This window comes from Polynucleobacter sp. 15G-AUS-farblos (genome assembly GCF_018882445.1).
In the GTDB taxonomy this organism is placed as follows: domain Bacteria; phylum Pseudomonadota; class Gammaproteobacteria; order Burkholderiales; family Burkholderiaceae; genus Polynucleobacter.
Map to the genome: position 1 here is coordinate 77,862 of NZ_JACVOM010000003.1, position 24,216 is coordinate 102,077.

Here is a 24,216-nt window from a genome sequence, read left to right on the forward strand (position 1 = left end):
GCTGCAAACCTTATTCAGGGTTGGATGGCGCCAGGAATATTTTCAGCCAGAGCGCTAAGACAGCATCACGGGCTACCATCATTTCAGGATGCTCACCAATAGCAATACGGGTTTTTTCAGCGCCATCTAGACGCAGTCGATGTTGCAGTGCTCTCAACAGTCGATAGGCATCCCCAACGAGTTGCGCCTCGCTAGATTGAATCAAACCCAACTCTCCAGCAATTCGGAGCAAAGCAATATTGCCTAGGTTGCCGATGAATTGAGGATGCTGATGGGAATAGGCTAGTACCAAAAATTGGACTATAAATTCAATATCTACCATGCCACCAGCATCGTGTTTTAAATCAAACTCTCCGCTAGCATTGGGATGGCCTGCATGAACCTTGCGACGCATTTCTAGAATCTCATTACGCAAATAATCGATCTGACGCCGCTGACTTAAGACCTCAGCACGAACACCATCAAAAATGAGACCTACTTCGATATTTCCAGCTGAATAGCGGGCTCTTGTGAGGGCCTGATGCTCCCATACCCAAGCTGCGTTATCCCCTTCGCGCAGCTGATACCTTCTAAATGCCTCGCTATTGGTCACTAAGAAACCAGCAGAACCATTGGGGCGCAAGCGCGTATCAATCTCAAACAAGCTACCTGTAGAAGTAAAGGCAGTAAGCCAATTGATCATGCGTTTAGCTAAGAGTCCATACACCTCACCAGCAGCTTGGTCGGCATCATCAGCTTGATACAAAAATACCAAATCCAAATCCGATGCATAACCCAATTCCTTACCGCCGAGCTTGCCATACGAAATAATGGCAAAGGGTGGAACTACTTCTTTAGATAAATTGAATTTTTCAGCAACGCCAGGCCAAACTCGCTCAAACGTAGTTTGCAAAATCAGATCGGCCAACGCAGAAAGATGATCACTCACTTTTTCCACTGAAAGTGCTTGCTGAACACCAATACCCAAATCAGCTAATAAGGTAATAAAGGTTTCAGTGTGATGTGTTACCCGCAAAATATCCATGGCCTGCTCTGAACCATCCCCATCAGCCATGACATCATCTAGCTGCATATCCAGATTGGTCTTGACCTCTCGCCAGTAGGCTGCTGGATTTTCAATTAAAAATTCTTCAGATCTAGAGTTGAGCAGATGATCCAATAGATGCGGATGTTGCGTGAGGTATTGAGCACCCCACTGAGAAGATTTCAACAAAGCCAACACATTAGATAGAGCTTTAGGGTACTCAGACAAAATAGAGAGGTAAGCACTACGACGCGCAATCGCTTCTAGCAAGTCAAAGAATCGCAATAAAGTCAGGTCGGCATGGACGCGTGAAGACTCATTCCCTTCGATATTCTGAGCAGCCTGACGCATTAAATTATTAAAAATTAGTCGGCTCTTTTCAGGTAACTGTCTTTGTTTTAGGCTCTCTGACCATATGCGCCACCTAGCTAAGGTATTCGGGAAAAGCTGTTCACTCGGCTCCCATTCCAGCGCCATCGGGGCAAGATCTAAGCGCGTACTGTCGTCCAGGGAGAATGCTTTTTCAAAAAGTCTTGCAACATTATTTTGATGGCGGTCTAACTCCGCCATGAACGAGTCAAGATCAGGATCGTTTCCTGGCTCTGCCATAGACAAGGCGATACGCGCTCTAGTGATGTCATCATCAGACAGGTAATGGGTTTGCTGATCATCCCAAACCTGAAGTCGATGCTCTAAACGCCTCAGAAAAATATAGGCAGAGTGCAAGTCCTCAACCTCATTCGCCGGAAGAATGCCGCGCTGCCGAATTAAATCCAGCACCTCTAAAGTAGGTCTAATTCTAAAACGAGGATCAGTACCGCCGCGCATGAGCTGAAACATCTGCGCAAGGAATTCGATTTCACGAATGCCCCCGCGCCCTAATTTGATATCTCGAGATTTACCATGGCGACTCGATGAGCGCTTTTCTGCCTCTAACTGAATCTGCGCATGAAGATCCCTGATCGAAGCAATCACTCCGTAGTCTAGGTGACGGCGATAGACAAAGGGACGAATGAGTTGCTCCAACTCCTTTTCACAATGGGCATGAGCCTCGGTGCCTGGTAGTGGAGCAATAAGCCTACCTTTAATCCAAGCGTAACGCTCCCATTCCCGGCCTTGAACGAGAAGGTATTCTTCCAACATATCCAGGCTACAGACCAGCGGACCAGAATCTCCGTTTGGACGCAAACGCATGTCGACCCTAAAAACAAAACCATTTTCATCATGTTCGGACAGCAAGGTAATTAAGCGCTTACCCATCCGCGTAAACCACTCATGATTGGATAAACTTTTTTCTGCGCCTACTGTCTCACCTTCATGCTCGTACAAAAAGATCAAATCAATGTCGGACGAAAGATTGAGCTCCAATCCACCTAACTTACCCATGCCAATAACCATTAAAGGCATTTCAGAATCGGTCACTTGGCTCCATGGCAATCCAAACCGATGCTGTAGATCTTCACGAATAAAGGCAATGGCTTCTGCAACAGCTAATTGAGCAAAAAAGCTCAAGCTATGGGTTACCTCTTGCAGGCTTGCCATTCCATTGAGATCTCTAAAGGCTACCGACAACATTAATCGCTGGCGGGCCAACCGTAGATCTGCCATAAATTGTGCATCATCGGCTCCGCCAGCATTCTGGAGCACCCGAGAGGCTAGGAGCAAGTCCTTGATCTCTTGAGGCTCAATCTTTTTCTGGCCGTAAGTGCGTAACCACTCGACCCACTCAGGCCGCGCACTAAGCCAGCGGCGTGCATAAGTAGAGTGCTGCTCTAGAAAAGCAATTTGCCTAGAAAAGTCATCCATTCCACCATCTTAATCCGTGACTGGAACTTGATAGGCAGAAGCTTGGCGGTCATCCTTGGGCTGACGGATAATAGAGCCCATGCTGGAAAAAAACATTCCATCTCGCCTCCGGGAGATATTTGCTAAACGCCCACCAGTTTCGGGTAAAGATTGGCGTAAACGCGCCTTAATTTTGCTGGGCTTAGTAGCCGCTTTATTTGTGATTGGGCACCTAGCAGTTCGTTTTGTACTTTGGCCTCAAATTGAAAAATCCAAAGCTTCTATTGAAAGACTCATCAGCGCTCGAATTGGGGCTGATGTCACGATGGATAAGCTTGATGTTGCCTGGACCGGTATTCGACCTAGTTTTGAAATTGAGGGCCTTCGCTTTAATGGGCCTGACCAGACTAAACCCCTACTTTTTATTGAGGAAATTAAGGGCGAGCTGAGCTGGAATTCTTTTTACCACTTTGCACCTTATTTTCATGAGTTGAATTTTAGAAGTGCGCAAATTTATGTTCGACGAGACAGCAAAGGACTTCTCACGGTTGCCGGGCTTCCAGTTCACAGCAAAACAGATGATTACTCAGCTGAAAATTGGCTCTTCGCGCAAAATGATATTCAAGTGAATGATCTCCAGCTCATTTGGGATGATCAAAAAAGTCAAAAAAAATTAAGTACGATCGATATTCAAAATCTGAATTTGTCTAATGGCATTCGTAGACATCGAGGCTCCCTAGTAGCTACAACACCCTGGACTACCGGACTCGTTGAACTTAAAGTCAATTTTGCAAACCGGCTCACTGGGCAAGCGGGTAATTGGCGCAACTGGATTGGCAGCATCGAGTGGAACCTAAATGATTTCAATCTCACTCAAATTGCCAAAGAATTCAAATTACGTCCCAATACCTTAGAGGGCTTAATCAGCTCAAAAGGGAAAATCAATATTGATAACGGCCAGCCAGATGGCAGCGTTGTCTATCTTGAAGCCGACAATTTGGTAGTGCAGTTATCTAAAGATGAGGATGCCATTGCGCTTGGAAGAGTAGAAACCAATCTGATCCAAGAAAATATTGATGGCATGATTTCGATTACCACCAAAACCTTTGCGTGGCGAGATACTGGCAGTAAGAAAACCGCGCCCTTGGAAAACTTAAGTCCAATGACATTTCGCTGGCGCCCACCAGGTGCTGATGGTGAAATTAAAGAATTTGGATTTTCCTCACCGAAAATATTGGTTGAAGACGTTGCCTTATTTGCACTCAACCTCCCACTCTCTAAAAAGGTTCATCGCTGGATTAAAGACTCCCGTGCTGATGGCGAATTACAAAACCTCGATATCAATTGGTCAGAGAGTAAATCTGCGCTTTCTTCATTCAATATTCCAGGCAACTGGTTTAAATCCAATAAATTAGATTTCACTATCAGTGCCAAACTGATTAATCTCAGCTTTGCAAGTGTGAGTAAATCGATACCGTCCGTCACCAATCTCTCTGGCTTTGTTTCAAGCAATCAAAATCAAGGAAGCTTTACCGTGAACTCTAGCAAGCTAGAGTTAGAGGTCAACAAGCTATTGGTAGACCCTAAAATTAAATTGGATCTTGCTAAGGGACAAATTACTTGGGCCAAAACGAAGGGAAATTGGGTGCTTAATGCCAAAGATCTTGCCCTAAGCAACCCTGAGATCACGACAACTTTAGATCTTAGCTATGTCATTGGAGCAACTGGTCAACCGGATCTCATGAGCTTAGACATGGATTTTCCAACGGCTAAACTCGCAACTGCTTATCGCTATCTCCCAGTCGATATGGATAAAGATACACACCACTATCTAAGCAAGGCATTTAGTGCTGGCAGTATTCAGAAGGGTAAATTACATATCAAGGGAGACCCAGCCAAGATCCCTTTCCCCAAAACGACGGATGGTGAATTTTCCTTAAATCTACCGGTGACTGGCGTTACTTACAGTCCGGTACCAACGCTTTCTCCCAATCAAGGCGTTTGGACTGCGTTCACCAATGTCGATGGCGTCATTGCTATGCAAAATTCTCTATTCACCGTAGATATCAGTCAGGGCAATTTCAAGCAAGTAGCGCTAAGTCAATTTCATGGCGAGATTCCAAACGTGAGTGCTAAACAATCAGAACTCTCAGTCAATGGAAAAGCGCAGGGCGAAGTAGCTCAAATGCTCGAATATGTATTTGCATCGCCTGTAGGAAAAAATCAAGCTGCACTTGAAAAGAATTTACGCGCTACCGGCAATACCAGCCTTGATCTAGGTTTGAAAATTCCGCTCTCAGGCAATGCAGATACTAAAGTGGATATCAAACTCGATTTACCTGGCAATAAACTGCAATGGGCAGATCTGCCGCCCCTTGAAAATCTAAAAGGCAAGGTTCGTTTTACCGAGAGCAATCCTGAATTTGATAATGTGAGCGCAAACTTTTTAGGTGGCAACTTAAAGATTGCTACTGCTCCATCTTCAGCAGGCAATCAAAATTACACCGTGGCTGGCGATATTTCAGCAAACTTTATTAAGAACTATTTTGTAAATACCTTAAAGAATGATTCCCTGGCAGCCTTAGAGGCGATCAGTGGTACCGCCAAATATGACGGCTTAATGAGTTTTAGTAAGTCCGGTAGCGAAACCAATCTTAAGTTTGACTTGCGTGATTTCGCGAGCACTGCACCAGCTCCAGCGCAAAAAATTAAAGGCATGCCACTCTTGGGGCAAATTACTATTAAAACCCTTCCCAAACCTAAGGGTGGTAACGCCAGCGTGAGTTGGTCTGGCAAGTTTGGTGATCTCTATGCGTCTCAAGGTGAGCTCAATAGTGAAGGAGAAATGCGCTATGGACTTGGAGTAGGAGCACCCGCCACACTTCCGCAACAAGGCTTTAGTTTGAATCTTGTAAGTAATGAGCTGAACGTAGATTCCTGGATTGATTTCTTGGGACATCCTGACAAAAAACAAACTACAACGAAAGATGAGGGCAGTACTACTAATGCTCAAGTCACAGTGCAGGCAAAAAAATTCATTCTGATGGATCGCGAGTGGCAGGATATGAATATCACTGCCAACCAAAAGAGCGGCATCCTGCAGATGCGAATGAGCTCTCCACAAGTGAACGGGCAGATCCAGTACTCAGGCGCCAGCCAAATAAACCCCAATGGAAGCCTCACCGGCACATTCAGTCGTTTACGGGCGCCTGATCTCCCCCCTGAAATAGCTCAGGCCAGTAGCAGTAGCTCTTCAAATAAAAAGATTATTGGCCCAGACTCCATCCCGAGCCTTAACATTTCTATAGATGATTTTGTGTGGTCCAAAGCGCAACTTGGTCAGGTCAAAATTAAAGCAACTTCAAGTAATAATGTATTGAAGATTGATTCGCTTCAAACTGATAACCCACAAGGTGCATCAACACTCACGGGGCAGTGGGTAGGAGCCAATGCAAATCAAGCTGAGCACACACAACTCAAACTCGATATGGATGTCAAAAATGTCGGTCAAATCATTGCTCATTGGAGTACGCACAAATCAATTGAGGGCGGTCAAGGCAAATTTAATGCTGACATTGAATGGGATGGCTCTCCTTTTGATCCTCAATACAACTCTCTTAAAGGTAAGACAGACTTTAATTTGACCAAAGGGCGACTGCTAGAGGTGGATACTAGTGGTGCTCAGATTTTGGATGTCTTGAGTTTACAAAGCTTATTTAAATTTGCCACCTTAGATCTACAGGGTAGCGTAGGGAATATTGTGATGAAAGGAACTCCCTTTAACTCCATTATTGGGGCATTTGATATTCAAAATGGTATTGCAAAAACTTCGCGATTCTCCATGGAGCTTGATCAAGCTCGTGTAGCCATGAATGGCCAAATTAATATTCCAAAACAAACGCAGGATTTACGCATCACCATCTTCCCTACAATCGACGCCACAGCAGGCTCATTGGCTGCTTTTGCAATTAATCCTATTGTTGGCTTGAGTGCTTTGGTGGGGCAATATTTAATTACCAGCCAGATTAACCGTAATCTCCAGTCCGACTATTTAGTTCAAGGCACTTGGGCAGACCCTCATGTGATTCCTTTGGATCAACAAGGTCAGCCGATCGACTCAAAAACGATGGATACCATTCGTAGCAAGGATCTTTTGAAAGAACAAAGCAAACCAGCCCCTCATAATCCATCTAACACGCCCGCCCCACCAATGTGAGTCAGAATATGAACCCAACAGAACTCAAGATCGCTTCCATTCAAATGGTTTCTACGCCAGTGGTTCAGGAGAATCTGACGACTGCTAGCAGACTAATCAAGGCTGCCGCTAGTGATGGCGCTCAACTCATTGTCTTGCCTGAATACTTTTGCCTAATGGGTTTAAAAGACACTGATAAAGTCAGCGCTCGCGAGCCCTATGGAAAAGGTCCAATCCAAGAACAGCTCGCTTCTTTTGCAAAAGAAAATGGGGTGTATTTAGTTGCTGGAACAATTCCTCTTGAGGTCAGCAATCCAGAGAAGGTTTTGAATACCACTTTAGTCTATAACCCCCTCGGTGAAGGTATTGGGCGTTACGACAAAATTCATTTATTTGGCTTTCAAACTAAAACTGAGCGCTACCAAGAATCAGAAACCATTGAAGCGGGTGATGAGCCAAGCTTATTAAAAATAATGATTGGTGGTCAAGAGTGGATTTTGGGCTTAAGTATTTGTTATGACTTACGCTTTCCAGAGCTGTATAGAGCTCTGGGCCAGGTAGATTGCCACATTATTCCTGCTGCCTTTACCTACACGACCGGCAAAGATCACTGGGAAATCTTATTGCGCGCACGTGCCATTGAAAATCAATGCTATGTAATAGCCTCAGCGCAAGGAGGCATCCACCTCAATCAACGGCGAACATGGGGCCACAGCATGTTTATTGACCCCTGGGGTGACGTTCTGGTAGACCTCCCAGAAGGAGAGGGCTTTATTTCCGGGGTATTGTGCAAAGATAAATTAAACAAGGTACGCTCTGAGTTACCTGCACTTGCCCATCGCAGGCTTTAAACCATCGAAAGATTGCCAGAATCAATGAATGCACCAGAAGCACTGTTTCCCAGTAATTGGACTAAAGCTAAAAAACAAGCAGATCTACTGAAAGTCGCAAAATCGATTTTGCTTGAACCCACTGGCCTCACCGAGCAAGATCTCCATCGCACTTTTGGCGACATGTTCACACATCGGCTTGATGATGCTGATCTTTACTTCCAGCACACTCGTAGTGAAAGCTGGAGCCTCGAAGAAGGGATTGTCAAATCCGGAAGCTTCAATATTGATCAAGGTGTTGGAGTCCGCGCCATCTATGGCGATAAAACAGCGTTCGCCTATTCTGATGAAATTAATTTAGAAGCACTCAATAAGGCAGCCAAAGCAACACGAGTAATCGGCCCACAAGGCGGCAAACAAGCTGTTGCTAGCAAGCTCTTCAATCCCATCTCTAACAAACTCTATTCCGATATCAACCCGCTTGACTCCTTGCAGCCCAAAGAGAAAATTGCTTTGCTTGAAAGTATTGAACGACGTGCTAAGGCGCGTGATCCTCGCATTATTCAAGTGATGGCTAGCCTGGCTGGCGAATTTGATGTTGTGCTCGTGGTGCGCGCCGATGGCTTATTGGCCGCGGATATACGTCCACTAGTCCGTGTTTCCGTCCACGTGATTGCGGAACAAAATGGTCGCCGCGAATCTGGCTCATCAGGAGGTGGTGCCCGTCATGACTACCAATATTTCGATGCGACATTGATCAATCGATATGTTGACGAAGCCGTTGATGGGGCTTTAGTAAACCTGGAGTCACGACCCGCTCCTGCAGGACCAATGACGGTGGTAATGGGCCCCGGTTGGCCAGGTGTTTTGTTACACGAAGCAGTCGGCCATGGACTTGAGGGTGACTTCAATCGCAAAGGATCATCCGCTTTTGCTGGTCGCATTGGTCAGCGCGTGGCAGCGAAGGGCGTGACTGTAGTTGATGATGGCACGCTATCAGGTCGCAGGGGATCACTCAATATTGATGATGAAGGTACGCCAACCCAATGCACCACCTTAATTGAAGATGGTATTTTGAAGGGCTATATTCAAGATAGTCTGAATGCACGCCTCATGAAAATGCCACTCACTGGCAATGGACGTCGCGAGAGTTTTGCTTCACTACCAATGCCGCGCATGACCAATACTTACATGCTTGCAGGTAAAGATGATCCACAAGAAATTGTGGCGAGTATTAAACGCGGCCTTTACGCAGTCAATTTTGGTGGCGGGCAGGTAGATATTACCAGCGGAAAATTTGTATTTTCAGCTTCTGAAGCCTATTGGGTAGAGAACGGAAAAATTCAATATCCCGTCAAAGGAGCCACCATTATTGGCAGCGGTCCAGAGTCTCTGAAACAGGTCTCCATGATCGGTAACGACCTCAAATTAGATAGCGGCGTTGGGGTTTGTGGCAAGGAAGGTCAAAGCGTTCCGGTGGGGGTTGGGCAGCCTACTCTGAGGATTGACAGCCTTACAGTGGGCGGAACTGCCTGAGATTACCCAATTACGGCTTAAAATAGCAATATGAGCCAACAAAATACTAATCCCGCTAATTGGTACTCCGCCGTTGATAAAACGTCGGACACCGACGATCAACGTATTCACAATATTTCTGTTCTGCCTCCGCCAGAACATCTGGTTCGCTTCTTTCCTATTTCAGGAACTCCAACAGAAGTGCTGATCAGCAAAACTCGCAAAAGGATTCGTGACATTATTCACGGGAAAGATGACCGCTTATTGGTCATTATTGGCCCCTGCTCGATTCATGATCCAAGAGCAGCGTTGGAATACTGTCAGCGCCTCTTGGCAGAGCGCAAACGCTTTGCTGGTGAGTTAGAAATTGTGATGCGCGTATATTTTGAAAAGCCACGCACTACAGTAGGTTGGAAAGGTTTAATTAACGATCCGTACCTAGATGAAAGCTATCGCATCGAAGAGGGTCTGCGTCTTGCGCGTCAAGTCTTGATGGAAATTAACCGACTTGGAATGCCGGCTGGCAGCGAATTCTTGGATGTAATTTCTCCACAGTACATTGCCGATCTGATTTCTTGGGGTGCTATTGGTGCTCGTACAACTGAGAGTCAAGTTCATCGCGAACTCGCCTCAGGTTTATCAGCACCTATTGGATTTAAGAATGGAACCGATGGCAATATCAAGATTGCAACGGATGCAATTCAAGCGGCTGCTCGCCCACATCATTTCCTCTCAGTTCATAAGAATGGTCAAGTGTCCGTTGTAGAAACTAAAGGCAATAAAGATTGCCATGTGATTTTGCGTGGCGGTAAAGAGCCTAACTATGAAGCACAGTTTGTCCAGGCTGCTTGTGCAGAACTAGAGGCTGCCAAGCTCTCAGCGGGCCTCATGGTGGACTTATCTCATGCAAACTCAAGCAAAAAACATGAGCGTCAAATCGTGGTTGCCGACAATATTGCCGAGCAAATTGAAACCGGATCAAATCAAATTTTTGGTGTGATGGTGGAAAGTCATCTCAATGATGGCGCTCAAAAATTCACGCCTGGTAAGGATGATCCAGCCAAGCTTGAATACGGTAAGAGCATTACCGATGCCTGCATTAACTGGGATGACTCAGTGAAAGTGCTTGAACGTCTCGCTATTGCTGTGAAGAAACGCAGAAGCAAGAAAAAGTAAACTTAATCAGGTAACCCTGATGAAACGAGAAGAGGCTAAATTATTTAGTCTCTTTTTTTTCGTGCTTCCACAACACGTCGCTACCGCCAGCAGCACGATTCAGAATACGAGCGAGCACAAAGAGTAAATCGGAAAGACGATTAACGTACTGACGGGGAGAGTCATACAAAGGCTCAGCCCATCCCAAGCGCACAATGGAACGCTCAGCTCGTCTGCAAACAGTTCGGCAAACATGGGCTTGAGCTGCTGCACGAGTGCCACCTGGCAATATAAATTCTGTCAGTGGGGGCAACTGTTTGTTGTACTTTTCTAGCCAGACATCCAACTGTGCGACATGCTCTGGTTTCAGCAGCTTGTAATTAGGAATACAAAGCTCACCGCCTAAATCAAATAAATCATGCTGTACCTGCAGAAACAGCTCTTTAATCTCTGGTGCAATGCCTTCTGGGATCACTTCGGTCATCAAGACGCCAATTTCGGAATTCAACTCATCCACGTCACCCATGGCGCAAATCCGCAAATGGTCCTTCTCTACGCGACTTCCGTCACCCAGACCAGTCATGCCCGCATCACCAGTTCTGGTGGCTATTTTCGATAGTCGATTTCCCATGAGCTTAATTATAGGTAAATGGCTAAAATGTTTGGATGAATATGGTGACCCCGCCCCCCGATATAGCCGCTATTAGCGCACTCCAGTCAAAACTCGTCTCGGCCCTGCGCCCTATCCTCCCAGAGCATGCCCTACTGTGGGAGCCTGAGGACACCATTCCCTATGAATGTGATGGATTGGCAGCCTATCGCCGCATGCCTCTAGCTGTTGCTCTGCCTGAGACAGAAGAGCAAGTTGCACAGATTTTGAAAATTTGCTTTGAAATGCAAATTCCGGTGGTGCCACGCGGATCTGGAACAGGGCTCTCTGGTGGCGCTATGCCAATTTCTCAGGGCTTAGTACTCTCCTTAGCGAAGCTGAAGAAAATTCTCAGCATTGATCCATTTACTCGGACAGCAGTTGTGCAACCAGGGGTACGTAATCTTGCAATCTCAGAAGCAGTAGCGCATCTCGGTCTGTATTACGCTCCAGACCCTTCTTCACAAATTGCCTGCTCTATTGGCGGCAATGTAAATGAAAACTCTGGTGGCGTTCACTGCCTCAAATATGGTCTGACCTTACACAATGTTCTGCGCGTGCGCGGCGTTTTGATGAGCGGCGAGATTATTGAATTCGGTAGCATGGCTCCAGATTCTCCAGGATTGGATTTACTTGCCATCATGATGGGTAGTGAAGGCATGTTGGCAGTAGTTACTGAGGTCACTGTGAAATTAGTTGCTAAGCCAAAATTAGCTCGCGTGATCATGGCCAGTTTCGATGACATTGAAAAGGGTGGCAATGCTGTTGCTGCCATCATCGCCGCCGGAATTATTCCTGCTGGATTAGAGATGATGGATAAGGCCACTACCCGCGCAGTAGAAGAGTTTGTCCATGCTGGGTATGACTTAGAAGCCGAAGCTATTTTGCTATGCGAATCTGATGGCACTCCAGAAGAAGTGGCCGAAGAGATTGCACGCATGACTAAGGTACTAGAAGAGTCCGGTGCTAGTGGCATTCAAATTTCCAAAGATGAATCTGAACGCCTGAAATTTTGGAGCGGTCGCAAAAACGCCTTCCCCGCTGCTGGACGTCTAGCGGCTGATTACTACTGCATGGATGGCACCATTCCACGCAGACATATCGCTACCTTGCTCAAGCGCATTCAAGTTATGGAAAAGAAGTATGGCTTAGGCTGCCTCAATGTGTTCCATGCTGGTGATGGCAATATGCATCCCCTGATTTTATTTAACGGCGCCGATCAAGATGAATGGCATCGTGCAGAAGAATTTGGTACTGAAATCTTGGAGGCTTGTGTTGAGCTTGGTGGCACGATCACTGGTGAGCATGGCGTCGGCATTGAAAAAATTAATTCAATGTGCATACAGTTCGGCGAAAACGAACGAGAAGCTTTCTGGGGTGTGAAGAGTGCTTTTGATCCAGAAAAATTACTCAATCCGGATAAAGCCATTCCCACCTTAAATCGTTGCGCGGAATATGGTCGTATGCGCATCAGTGGCGGCAAGCTCCCACATCCTGAATTGGAGCGCTTCTAATGTCGAACTCCAATATGAGTCCTGCTATTCAGGACTTTCAGGCGCAGATTCTGAACGCCGCCAATCATAAGACCGCCCTTTCCATTGAAGGTGGTACCAGTAAGTCTTGGTATGGCAATCCCAATAACTATGCCAAGTTAAATACCCGTACTTATTCAGGCATTCTGGAATATCAACCAGAGGAATTGGTAATCACAGCCTGTGCAGGCACACCCTTAAAAGAAATTGAAGCGGCTCTTGAAGAAAAGAATCAAGTGCTCGCGTTTGAGCCACCTCACTTTGGTGAACAGACTACTTTTGGTGGCGCTATTGCAGCAGGACTTGCTGGACCTGGTCGAATCAGTGTAGGTAATTTTCGAGATTTTGTATTAGGCGCCCGCGTAATGGATGGAAAAGGTCAAGACCTCTCCTTTGGCGGAAAAGTAATGAAGAACGTAGCGGGCTATGATGTCTCTCGCTTGATTCCAGGATCCATGGGTACTCTTGCCCTACTCCTAGAGGCGTCCGTCAAAGTATTACCAAAGCCAGCAGCGACAGCCACATTACGCTGCGAGATTTCTCAAGCTCAAGCACTTAAAGTGCTAAATGAATGGGCAGGTCAACCATTACCTCTGTCAGCAAGCTGCTGGATTGGTAACGCATCCGGTGGCGATGGTGTACTAATGATTCGCCTAGCTGGCGCTGCTGCTGCTGTCAAAGCAGCGATTCCCTTAATGAGCTCTTTAGTTCTGGCAAGCGAGGTGGACCCACAAACTGCTAACGCTTTCTGGAGAGATCTACGCGAGCAACAATTGCCGGCCTTTAATCAACTTGGTGCTGATCAAACGCTTTATCGCCTGGCACTCCCTGCTGCATGCGGGCCATTGAGTATTCCAAATGCAGCCAATGAAGTTGTGTTGGAATGGCATGGACAACAGCGTTGGATTAAAGCGCCTGGTGATGAAGCTACTTTTGCCAGCATCAAACAGTTGGCCAACGCTCATGGTGGTCACGCAAGCCGCTTTAAGCAGGGCGCTGGGGTTGATCCTGCTCTACAACGCTTTACCTTACTTAGCGAACAAGCGCACTCTAAGGCACTTGAAGTTGTCCAGACCCGTCTGAGAGCGGCCTTTGATCCTGCTGGCGTATTTGCCACTTCACGCCTTCCTTAAGCACATCCATGCAAACACAACTCGCCCCACAATTTATTAATACGCCTGAAGGTGTTGAGGCAGCGCGCATTCTTGGTAAATGTGTTCACTGCGGTTTTTGCACTGCGACCTGCCCTACTTATCAACTACTAGGCGATGAGTTAGACGGACCTCGTGGTCGTATTTACCTCATTAAACAAATGGCAGAAGGTCAAAAGCCAACTGAAAAAACCCGCTTGCATTTAGACCGCTGCCTCACTTGTCGAAATTGTGAAAGCACTTGTCCAAGCGGTGTGCAATATGGGAAATTGATTGATATTGGTCGTCAATGGGCAGAAGAAAATACGCCTGAGCGCCCCCTAGGACAAAGACTTACGCGCTGGGCGCTTAAGGAGGGCCTGACTAAACCAGCCTTGTTTAATTCTGCAATGGCTTTAGGTCGTTTAGTTCGCCCATTAATGCCAAGTGGTATTCAACGCAAAATTCCAAAACATAAAAATAAAGCGCATGCGCCATCCACCAACCCGCATGCAAGACCTAGTAATGCCCATGCACGCAAGATGTTGATATTAGAAGGCTGCGTTCAGCCAGGCATGTTGCCTAATATCAATTCAGCAACTGCGCGTGTTTTGGATGCACTAAAGGTTCAACTTGTATCCGCACCGAATGCAACATGCTGTGGCGCTTTGCGCTTTCATCTAAATCATCAAGCGGGCGGCTTGGATAATGCCAAACAAAATATTGATGCTTGGTGGCCTCTTGTAGAGCAAGGGGTAGAAGCCATTGTGATGACCGCCTCAGGTTGCGGTGTCATGGTCAAAGATTACGGCCACCTGCTCGCAGGTGATCCACAATACGCAAGTAAAGCCAAAAAAATTTCTGAGTTAACTAAAGATATTGCGGAGATATTGCCTGACTTGCAAACTGAATTGCTAGAGCTCATTGGCAGCGATCCAAAGCCAGGCGTGGTGTATCACCCACCTTGCACTTTGCAACATGGTCAACAAATTCGTGGCAAGGTAGAGGGCTTACTCACCAGCATTGGCATTGGCGTTCGCCTCTGTACAGACAGTCACCTTTGCTGTGGATCGGCAGGCACCTACTCTGTTACTCAACCAGAACTCTCTGAGCAGTTGCGTAAAAATAAATTAGCGCATCTTCATACTGCCTGCGAAGAATTTGATGCCGATGTGATTGTTTCCGGAAATATTGGTTGCATTACCCACTTACAGAGTGATGACAAGCCCGTCATGCACTGGATTGAAATCGTAGATCAGCTCATTAGTCAGCCAAAAGCGAGATGAACTCTATTGCTGCCAAGCTAATGCAGGTGCGAGAGCGCATTGAGCTTGCTGCCATTGCTGCTAAGCGAGCCCCTGAAGATGTTGCCCTGCTCGCGGTGAGCAAAACTTTTCCAGCAAGCGCTGTCGAAGATGCAATGCATGCTGGTCAGTCTGCTTTTGGCGAGAATTACGTTCAGGAAGCCGTTGAAAAAATCCAAATACTTGCAAAATTTCGCTCACAGCTCGAGTGGCACTTCATAGGCCCACTTCAAAGCAATAAAACAAGAGAAGTAGCAGAGCATCTTGATTGGGTTCACAGCGTAGATCGTCTAAAGATCGCCGAACGCTTATCAGTTCAACGTGGGGAGTTTCCTAACCTAAGAGCTCTCCAACTTTGTGTACAAGTGAATGTAAGCGAAGAAGATAGTAAGAGTGGCGTGCCTTTAATTGAGGCTGAAGCCTTGTGTACTGCAATCTCTACATTACCAAATGTAGTACTTCGGGGTTTGATGGCCATCCCCGCGCCCAATGATGATCCAGCCTTACAAGGTAAAGCCTTTGCTGCAGTACGTGAGTGCTTTGCTAATATTCTTGCAGCACATGCTAACGAGCCTGGATATCAATTTTTTGACACCCTTTCTATGGGAATGTCTGATGACTTAGAAGCCGCCATTCTGGAAGGCAGCACAATGGTACGAGTAGGAAGTGCTATTTTTGGGAAGCGGGATAAAATCCGGCTATGAGTTCAAAGATCAACCCTAATACCCACATTACTTTTGTTGGCGGCGGCAATATGGGCCGCGCCTTAATCAGTGGTCTGATTGCTAACGGCTTTAAAGCAGATCAAATTTCAGTTATAGAAGCAAACGCGACTACTGCACAACAACTGCAAGATGACCTTAAGGTGCAAATCATTCCTGCTTTAGAAAATATTACTTTTGATTTTGCAAAAAATAATGTCTTGGTCATGGCGATCAAGCCTCAAGATTTCAATATCGCAGCTAAGGAATTAGCTCCTAAGCTAAAACATGCTTCCGCTTCAGGGTCATTAGTGCTCAGTATTGCCGCAGGTATTCGCTTAGCAGATATGAGTCGCTGGCTCGATCACACACGCTGCGTACGTGCTATGCCAAATACCCCAGCCTTGATTGGCAAAGGAATTACTGGGTTATTTGCAAACCTGAATATCACCCAAGATGACCGCGCCTTAGCCGAAACGATTTGTAATGCCGTTGGACAAGCAGTTTGGGTATCAGAAGAAAAATTAATGGATGCTGTCACAGCAGTTTCTGGCAGTGGGCCCGCCTATGTATTTGCTTTTCTGGAAGCAATGCAATCTGCTGGTGAAAAATTAGGCTTAGATGCTCAAGCCGCCAGAAAACTTGCCTACGCTACGCTTGAGGGCGCTACACAACTTGCTCAAAACTCCAATGAGTCAGCAAGCGTATTGCGCGAGAGAGTCACCTCTAAAGGTGGCACTACGGCAGCTGCCTTGGAAGTCTTAAATCAAGATGGCTGGCATGCCATCCTAGAAAAAGCCATTGCCGCAGCCGATCAGCGCGGCAAAGTGATGGGTGATGAACTAGGTAAGAGCTAAGCGCAACTCAGCTCAATCTAGTTCAGACTCAAACCAAGCACAATTCCTAGAAATAAAAATCCGCCTAACCAATTGTTGTGGCGAAACGCTAAGAAGCAATCTTCTCTTTTACGGGTAGAAACTAATTTCATGTGATAGATGGCGCAAGCTAGAGCGGCAAACCAACCAATTAAAAAGTAATTACTGAGGTTTGCTATGTTTGCAACCCAGAATTGGCTGATAAATAGCACTCCATAACTTAGTCCAATTGCAATCACATCGTAGCGACCAAAGGTGATTGCTGAAGTACGCAAACCTAGACGAATGTCATCATCTCGATCGACCATCGCATAGGCAGTGTCGTAAGCGATAGCCCAAAAAATATTGCCAACGAATAAAACCCATGCTTCAAAAGGAATGAAATCTAAGATTGCTGCGTAAGCCATCGGAATACCAAATCCGAAGGCAATTCCTAAAACTGCCTGGGGCATAGCAAAAAATCGCTTGGTAAAGGGGTAGATAAATGCCACCAGCAAAGCCAGAACCGATAATTGTTTTGTAAAGGCATTTAGAGGTTGAATCAATAAGAAGGCCAATAACGCTAGGACCGCTGCAACACCTACCGCCTCCTTGCCCGAGATCTTGCCACTCGTGACTGGACGACCTTGAGTTCTTAATACATGTCGATCAAAGTCGCGATCTGCGTAATCATTGATGGCACAGCCTGCGCTGCGCATCAAAAAGGTACCCACAATAAAAATCAGTAGGATCGAAAAATCAGGAACGCCACTACTAGCTAACCAGAGCGCCCATAAGGTCGGCCATAAAAGCAACAGCGTACCAATCGGTTTGTCCAACCGGATCAGATATGCATAGGAAGTGAGACGATCCATTAAAGCCATGTGCTTATTATCATGCCTTTAAAAACTCTGCCCGAGCTCCAAGCCAGCGCTCCAAATGACGCTCCACGATATCAGCATGGTTGGCTAAGAGGCGATCAGCAGCCTGCTGCGCCAATTCAATTAACCAAGCGTCTCTTTGTAAATCGACAAAACGCAACATCGCATCGCCGGATTGCTTGGCGCCTAATAATTCTCCTGGGCCACGGAGTGATAAGTCTCGCTCTGCAATCACAAAGCCATCTGAAACTTCCCGCAAAGTTTGTAAACGCTCCTTAGCTGCCATGGATAGCGGCTCCGCATACATCAAGATACAAACTGAATCGGCTGAGCCTCGGCCTACACGCCCACGTAATTGATGAATCTGGGCATAACCAAAACGCTCTGCGTGCTCAATTACCATCAGCGCAGCATTGGGGACATCTACACCTACTTCGATCACTGTTGTGGCAACTAGTAGCTGAATCTCATTTGCCTTAAAGGCGGCCATCACGGCTGCTTTTTCATCTGCCTTTAATCGACCATGCACTAAGCCCACCTTAAAGTCTGGGAGTGCTTGCGTGAGCTGTTCAAAGCTTTCTATCGCCGTTTGTAATTGGAGCACCTCAGATTCTTCAATCAATGGGCATACCCAATACGCTTGCAAGCCCTTTTCTAACCAGCTATGCAGTCCGCTAATGACTTCATCACGGCGACTCGCCTTCACCACTTTGGTTGCAATGGGTTTACGACCAGGCGGCAATTCATCAATGACCGACACATCCAAGTCAGCGTAATACGTCATCGCCAATGTACGAGGGATAGGCGTTGCTGACATCATCAATTGATGGCAATAAAACAATTCGGAGCCAACACGTTGCTGTATTTCTAAGCGCTGTCTTACTCCAAAGCGATGCTGCTCATCGATGACCGCTAAACCTAACTTAGCAAAGCGAACGTTTTCCTGAATCAAAGCATGCGTGCCAATAATCAACTGCGCTTGCCCACTCTCAATCATTTCTTGAGCAAGTCTTTTTTCTTTAGCCTTAAGGCTGCCCGATAGCCAGGCAATCTTGACTCCAAGTGGCTCAAACCATTCTTTCATCTTGAGGTAATGTTGCTCAGCCAAAATTTCAGTAGGAGCCATGACCGCCGCCTGATAGCCGTGATCCATCACACGGGCTGCCGCTAAAGCAGCGACTACTGTCTTGCCGCTACCCACGTCACCCTGCAAAAGACGATTCATCGGGAAAGAGGTGGATAGGTCATTGCCAATTTCAGCCCAAACACGCTCTTGTGCTTTGGTCAGCGCAAAAGGCAAGATCTCCAGCAATCCCGCTTCAATGCTCGAACTCTTTTTTTCTAATGGAGTAAAGCTAGGGGCATGACGCTCTCGGCGTATGGCATGCGCTCTTTTCAAAGAAATTTGTTGGGCTAGCAATTCTTCAAACTGCACTCGCCTCCAAGCGGGATGGGTTCGCTCTAAAAGTGCTTGTGTATTTGCATCTGCTGGCGGCTGATGAAGATATGTAATGGCTGCCTGTAAGTTTGGCCAATCGTGACTTGGTAAGAGCTGAGCCATTAATTGCTTTGGCAAGAATTCAGCCAAACTCTCTTGCAGACTAGGATCACGAAGTGCCTGTGTCACTGCCTTACGGATAATGGTTTGTGAAATTCCAGCACTCGCTGGATAGACAGGTGTCAAACTGCTTGGCAATGGCGCATCAGGAGATACGGCTCGCACGGTGGGGTGCACCATCTCAGAGCCCTGAAACCCATCACGAATGTCTCCGCGAACTCGAATATGGGTTCCCACTGCCATTTGCTTTTGCTGGCTGGGATAAAAATTCAGGAAACGTAACTGAAGGGTTTCCGTTTCATCCTCAATCGTGACTAGCATCTGTCTTCTTGGCCTAAAGAGGACTTGATTCCGAATAACAATGCCCTGAGTTTGAACGGCATTGAAACGGCCATGATGGATAGCCTCTTCAATACTCAGCAACTCTGTTTCATCTTCATAGCGAGATGGCAGATGCAAAGCAAGGGCCATGGGGCTGTTTAAACCCATTTTTTGGAGTGAAGTTGGCGCTTGTTTAGTAGTCATCGTTAAAATCTCATACCTGATGGTAATGCTATGCAACTTTCCGACTTCAATTACGAACTTCCTCCCGATCTAATCGCCCAACATCCCTTAGCGAATAGAACCGATAGCCGCCTCCTTGAGATCAGGCCAGAGGTGGGCAAACACGCCCAATTAGTTGATCGCCAGTTTAGAGAAATCCTTGACCTTGTTAGACCTGGGGACTTATTAGTATTCAACGATACCAAAGTGATTCCAGCTCGTCTGCATGGCAAAAAGGATACGGGGGGAGTTGTTGAGCTCCTCATTGAACGCATTAGCGGAGAACAACAAGCCTGGGTTCAAATTAGGGCATCTAAAGTACCTAAGACTGGCTCATTCGTGCAGATTCATAACGCTGCTGGAGAAACCTTCTCCGTTGAAATGATTGGCCATGACGGACGCTTTTATGAGGTTCGCTTTCCTGAAAATGTATTTTCATTACTCGAGCGCTTTGGCGAGCTTCCATTACCACCTTATATTGAACATCAACCAGATGGCGAGGATGCTCAACGCTACCAAACTGTCATAGCCAAAAATCCAGGTGCGGTAGCAGCACCTACTGCTGGATTACATTTTGATCAAGCGATCTTAGAAAAATTCAATACCCAAGGAGTGCAACAAGCTACTGTCACCTTACATGTCGGTGCAGGTACCTTTACTCCAGTGCGCGAAGAAGATCTCTCTAAACACAAGATGCATTACGAATGGTTTTCCATTCCCGAGGCAACCCTAAAGGCAATTGAGGCAACGAAACTGGCTGGCGGACGCCTAATAGCGGTAGGCACAACCAGTCTGAGGGCCCTGGAGAGTCAAGCGATTAGCGGCCAAAGTACTGGCGAAACCAATCTCTTCATTACACCCGGCTTTCAATTTAAAACAGTGGATTGTTTGTTAACCAACTTTCATCTGCCAAAATCAACCCTATTAATGCTAGTGAGCGCTTTTGCAGGAGTAGAGAATATTCGTGCTGCTTATCAACATGCAATTGATCAACGATATCGTTTCTTTAGCTATGGAGATGCGATGTTTCTTTGCCGACTCGAGAATACAAAGTTATGACCAAACCTGTGCACTTTAATATCCTGGCGCGCGACTCACAAAGTCCTGCACGCTTAGGTCAGCTTGATCTTCCTCACGGTAGCGTCCAAACGCCAATCTTCATGCCAGTAGGTACCTATGGCACTGTAAAAGCGATGACTCCACGAGATCTGGAAGAAGCAAAAGCGCAAATTATTTTGGGTAATACTTTTCATCTTTGGCTAAGACCAGGTTTGGATGTCATCAAAAAACATGGTGGTCTTCATCGCTTTATGGCTTGGGATAAACCAATCCTCACGGATTCAGGTGGATTTCAAGTATTTAGCTTAGGGGCGCTGCGAAAAATTTCTGAGGAGGGAGTGACGTTCGCATCTCCCATTAATGGCGACAAACTGTTTATGTCTCCAGAAGTTTCCATGGAAATTCAAGCCGTTCTCAATAGCGATATCGCAATGCAATTTGATGAGTGCACACCCTATGAGATTAAGGGTCAAGCCACTACAGAGAAAACGGCACGTGCTTCTTTAGAAATGTCACTGCGCTGGGGTGATCGTTCCCTCAAACGTTTTCGGGAGCTAAACACAGGTAATGGTCTATTTGGCATCGTCCAAGGGGGGATGTTTGAGAATCTCCGAGAATTTTCTTTAGATGCAGTCAGCCAACAGGGTTTTGACGGCATTGCCATCGGCGGTCTCTCTGTAGGCGAGCCAAAACCTGAATTTGAGCGAATTTTGAATTTCACGGCACCCAAGCTCCCGGAACACATGCCCCATTACCTCATGGGCGTAGGTACGCCAGAAGATCTGATTTTGGGCGTTAGTCTAGGAATAGATATGTTTGATTGCGTGATGCCTACCCGAAATGCCCGCAATGGCTGGCTATTTACCCGTTTTGGGGACTTAAAACTACGCAATTCAGGCTACAAGGACGATGATCGACCCGTTGATCCGACCTGTAGCTGCTATACCTGCCAAAACTTCACTAGATCCTACTTAAACCACCTCCAAAAGGCCAATGAGATCTTGGGCTCGCAACTCAATACTATTCATAACCTCTCTTACTACTTACAGCTCATGACTGAAGTGAGGGAGTCCCTGGCCAAGGATCGTTTTAGCGCTTACCGCGAGGAATTCCATTCCAATCGCCAGCGTGGCGTTGAGCCCGGACAGGACTAATAGCCCTACAAAGGACTAAGCCTAGCCAAATCACCTCCAAAGCCCCACACAGTTTAGAATTGCGGGTTTACGGCTTTGCTTTAAAGCCTAAAACTAATGCAGTTTCCAAATAGTCTTTAACGGAGGTTTTATATGTGGATTAGTAACGCTTTTGCCCAGGCTCCTGCCGCGGGCGCAGATTCCGGTGGCTTGATGAGCTTCCTCCCCCTCATTTTGATGTTTGCAGTTTTGTACTTCATCATGATTCGCCCACAAATGAAGCGTCAAAAAGAAACCAAAGCCATGCTTGAAGCATTGGGAGTTGGCGATGAAGTAGTCACCGTAGGCGGCATCATGGGCAAAGTAACCGCCCTTAAAGATCAAGTTGTCACTGTTGAAATTGCCTCAGGTACAGAAGTACAAATGCAAAAGGGTGCCATTACAACGGTCTTGCCAAAAGGCACTTTGAAGTCTGCTTAATTAGTTTGTTGAAAAATTTCTCAATATGAATCGCTACCCTCTCTGGAAATATTTAGTCATTGCCGTTGCCTTAATCATCGGTGGACTGTATTCAATACCCAATTTCTACGGAGAGGCGCCTGCGGTTCAGGTCTCGTCCGCTAAACCAACCATCAAGGTTGATTTAGCGACGCAATCTCGTGTTGAGAAAATTCTGGCGGATGCAAATATCGCAAACACCGGAATCTTTTTTGAGGCTGCCGCCAATGTAGGCTCAATTAAGATTCGCTTTAATAACACTGATATTCAATTGCGCGCTCGTGATCTATTACAGCAAAAGCTCAATCTTGATCCAAACGAACCCAATTACACCGTTGCATTAAATCTACTCTCCAATACTCCAGACTGGTTAAGTGCAATTAACGCCCTACCAATGCCTTTAGGTCTTGACCTGCGTGGTGGCGTGTACTTCCTCTTGCAAGTGGATATGAAGGGCGCAGTACAAAAGAAGGTGACTTCTTTGGCAACCGATATCCGCTCTCAATTGCGCGATAAGAACATTCGGCATCAAGGTATTGAGCGCGGCACGGACTCCATCACGATTACTTTCGGAAGCACAGCCGAAGCAGATGCTGCCCGTACCGTCTTAATGACTAGCCAACCTGACTTAATCTGGCAGGTTAAACCAACTGGTCTTTCACCAAAACTCGTTGGCGAATTTAAACCAACCGCCTTAAAAGAAGTTCAAGATAACGCTGTTAAGCAAAACATCGTCACCCTCAATAAACGCGTAAATGAGTTAGCAGTTAAAGAACCAGTAATTCAACAACAGGGTGCAGAACGTATCGTGGTGCAGTTGCCAGGCGTACAAGACACAGCCCGCGCCAAGGACATCATTGGCCGTACCGCTACCTTGGAGTCACGTTTAGCTGATCCTGTTATTTCCACGATCGCCATTGGCGAAACACCGCCTCCTGGAATGGATGTGTTTCGCTTTGGTGAATCGCGTCAAGGCGTATTTAAGAAATCCGTTATTTTTAGCGGAGATCGTATTACCGATGCAAGCGCAGGCTTCGATCAAAACCAAAGACCAGCGGTCAATATTTCATTAGATGCGGCTGGTGGCCGTGTGATGCAAGAAATTACCCGTGAAAATATTGGTAAACCGATGGGCATGATCTTGTTTGAAAAAGGTAAAGGTGAGGTTCTCACAATTGCCACTATTCAAAGTGAGTTTGGGTCTAAGTTTCAGATCACTGGTCAGCCTACTACTGCAAGCGCCAATGACTTAGCGCTCTTGCTGCGCGCGGGATCACTTGCTGCTCCTATGGAAATTATTGAGGAGCGCACCATCGGACCAAGTCTTGGTGCAGAAAATATTGAAAAAGGCTTTAAATCCTTGTTGATTGGATTTACTGCCATTGCAATCTTCATGATGGGGTATTACCTGCTCTTTGGTTTTTTCTCAGTCATTGCTTTGGCGGTGAACCTCGTTTTACTCATCTCAATTTTATCGATGCTACAGGCCACATTAACCCTGCCCGGTATTGCTGCTATGGCATTGGCACTCGGTATGGCAATTGACTCCAACGTGTTAATTAATGAACGTATTCGTGAAGAGTTACGTAATGGTGCCGCGCCCCAGACTGCCATTGCAGTCGGCTTTGACAAGGCATGGGCAACGATTCTGGATTCGAACGTCACAACCTTGATTGCCGGCTTAGCCTTGCTTGCATTTGGCTCGGGCCCAATTAAAGGCTTTGCAGTAGTACATTGTCTGGGCATCTTGACTTCAATGTTCTCAGCGGTCTTCTTCTCTCGTGGGCTTGTCAACCTTTGGTATGGCAGACACAAGAAGATTCAGAAGCTTGCTATTGGCCAAGTTTGGCGCCCACAGGAGAAATAAGTC

Annotated in this window: 17 protein-coding genes; 13 read left to right on the forward strand and 4 right to left on the reverse strand. The window is 46.5% G+C overall.

The features are described from left to right. Positions 1 to 10: 10 nt before the first annotated feature. Positions 11 to 2,830 carry a bifunctional [glutamate--ammonia ligase]-adenylyl-L-tyrosine phosphorylase/[glutamate--ammonia-ligase] adenylyltransferase gene (gene glnE, locus ICN41_RS05485; protein WP_216291815.1) on the reverse strand — a complete coding sequence of 940 codons (2,820 nt, stop codon included), beginning with the start codon at positions 2,828 to 2,830 and terminating at the stop codon, positions 11 to 13. A 79-nt stretch (positions 2,831 to 2,909) separates the two neighbouring features. Here glnE and ICN41_RS05490 point away from each other — a divergent pair, with 79 nt between their 5' ends. From ICN41_RS05490 to ICN41_RS05505, 4 genes are read left to right on the forward strand one after another with little or no spacing between them, the layout of a single operon-like run. Continuing rightward, positions 2,910 to 7,025, forward strand: coding sequence for a YhdP family protein (locus tag ICN41_RS05490; RefSeq protein WP_216291816.1), 4,116 nt, complete (start codon positions 2,910 to 2,912; stop codon positions 7,023 to 7,025). 8 nt (positions 7,026 to 7,033) lie between these two features. Next, positions 7,034 to 7,855 carry a carbon-nitrogen hydrolase family protein gene (locus tag ICN41_RS05495; protein WP_216291817.1) on the forward strand — a complete coding sequence of 274 codons (822 nt, stop codon included), beginning with the start codon at positions 7,034 to 7,036 and terminating at the stop codon, positions 7,853 to 7,855. Between the two features lie 24 nt (positions 7,856 to 7,879). Beyond that, entirely contained in the window at positions 7,880 to 9,370 is a 1,491-nt protein-coding gene (gene tldD, locus ICN41_RS05500) for a metalloprotease TldD (RefSeq protein ID WP_255537911.1), read from the forward strand. Positions 9,371 to 9,400: 30 nt separating this feature from the next. After that, entirely contained in the window at positions 9,401 to 10,525 is a 1,125-nt protein-coding gene (locus ICN41_RS05505; protein ID WP_216291818.1) for a 3-deoxy-7-phosphoheptulonate synthase, read from the forward strand. 40 nt (positions 10,526 to 10,565) lie between these two features. Here the strand turns inward: ICN41_RS05505 and ICN41_RS05510 are convergent, their stop codons facing one another. After that, positions 10,566 to 11,135 (reverse strand): cob(I)yrinic acid a,c-diamide adenosyltransferase, encoded by a 570-nt coding sequence (locus tag ICN41_RS05510; RefSeq protein WP_216291819.1) that lies wholly within the window; start codon positions 11,133 to 11,135, stop codon positions 10,566 to 10,568. A gap of 41 nt (positions 11,136 to 11,176) precedes the next feature. On the opposite strand from ICN41_RS05510, the gene ICN41_RS05515 reads away from it, so the two are divergent. From ICN41_RS05515 to proC, 5 genes are read left to right on the forward strand one after another with little or no spacing between them, the layout of a single operon-like run. After that, positions 11,177 to 12,667, forward strand: coding sequence for an FAD-linked oxidase C-terminal domain-containing protein (locus tag ICN41_RS05515; RefSeq protein ID WP_216292217.1), 1,491 nt, complete (start codon positions 11,177 to 11,179; stop codon positions 12,665 to 12,667). Further along, entirely contained in the window at positions 12,667 to 13,818 is a 1,152-nt protein-coding gene (gene glcE / locus ICN41_RS05520) for a glycolate oxidase subunit GlcE (protein WP_255537912.1), read from the forward strand. The genes ICN41_RS05515 and glcE overlap by 1 nt, the downstream gene beginning before the upstream one ends. Positions 13,819 to 13,826: 8 nt before the next feature. After that, on the forward strand, positions 13,827 to 15,101 hold the full coding sequence (gene glcF, locus ICN41_RS05525) for a glycolate oxidase subunit GlcF (RefSeq protein WP_216291820.1): 1,275 nt from the start codon (positions 13,827 to 13,829) through the stop codon (positions 15,099 to 15,101). After that, the gene (locus tag ICN41_RS05530; protein WP_216291821.1) at positions 15,098 to 15,823 is read left to right on the forward strand and encodes a YggS family pyridoxal phosphate-dependent enzyme; all 726 of its coding nucleotides are present in this window, start codon (positions 15,098 to 15,100) and stop codon (positions 15,821 to 15,823) included. The genes glcF and ICN41_RS05530 overlap by 4 nt, the downstream gene beginning before the upstream one ends. Then, positions 15,820 to 16,677, forward strand: coding sequence for a pyrroline-5-carboxylate reductase (proC, locus tag ICN41_RS05535; protein WP_216291822.1), 858 nt, complete (start codon positions 15,820 to 15,822; stop codon positions 16,675 to 16,677). The genes ICN41_RS05530 and proC overlap by 4 nt, the downstream gene beginning before the upstream one ends. A 17-nt stretch (positions 16,678 to 16,694) precedes the next feature. Here proC and ubiA read toward each other — a convergent pair whose 3' ends face one another. Together ubiA and recG are read right to left on the reverse strand one after the other, a co-directional pair. Next, positions 16,695 to 17,558, reverse strand: a complete 864-nt coding sequence (gene ubiA, locus ICN41_RS05540) for a 4-hydroxybenzoate octaprenyltransferase (protein ID WP_216291823.1) — start codon at positions 17,556 to 17,558, stop codon at positions 16,695 to 16,697. A 10-nt stretch (positions 17,559 to 17,568) separates the two neighbouring features. Then, positions 17,569 to 19,659 (reverse strand): ATP-dependent DNA helicase RecG, encoded by a 2,091-nt coding sequence (recG, locus tag ICN41_RS05545; protein WP_370629110.1) that lies wholly within the window; start codon positions 19,657 to 19,659, stop codon positions 17,569 to 17,571. A 9-nt stretch (positions 19,660 to 19,668) separates the two neighbouring features. On the opposite strand from recG, the gene queA reads away from it, so the two are divergent. From queA to secD, 4 genes are all read left to right on the forward strand, one after another. Beyond that, the gene (gene queA / locus ICN41_RS05550) at positions 19,669 to 20,715 is read left to right on the forward strand and encodes a tRNA preQ1(34) S-adenosylmethionine ribosyltransferase-isomerase QueA (protein ID WP_216291827.1); all 1,047 of its coding nucleotides are present in this window, start codon (positions 19,669 to 19,671) and stop codon (positions 20,713 to 20,715) included. After that, positions 20,712 to 21,869, forward strand: coding sequence for a tRNA guanosine(34) transglycosylase Tgt (tgt, locus tag ICN41_RS05555; RefSeq protein ID WP_216291828.1), 1,158 nt, complete (start codon positions 20,712 to 20,714; stop codon positions 21,867 to 21,869). Before queA ends, tgt begins: the two co-directional genes overlap by 4 nt. A gap of 132 nt (positions 21,870 to 22,001) precedes the next feature. Next, positions 22,002 to 22,328, forward strand: coding sequence for a preprotein translocase subunit YajC (gene yajC, locus ICN41_RS05560; RefSeq protein WP_216291830.1), 327 nt, complete (start codon positions 22,002 to 22,004; stop codon positions 22,326 to 22,328). Between the two features lie 25 nt (positions 22,329 to 22,353). After that, a complete protein-coding gene (gene secD / locus ICN41_RS05565) occupies positions 22,354 to 24,213 on the forward strand; it encodes a protein translocase subunit SecD (RefSeq protein WP_216291832.1) in 1,860 nt (619 codons plus the stop codon). Positions 24,214 to 24,216: the final 3 nt, after the last annotated feature.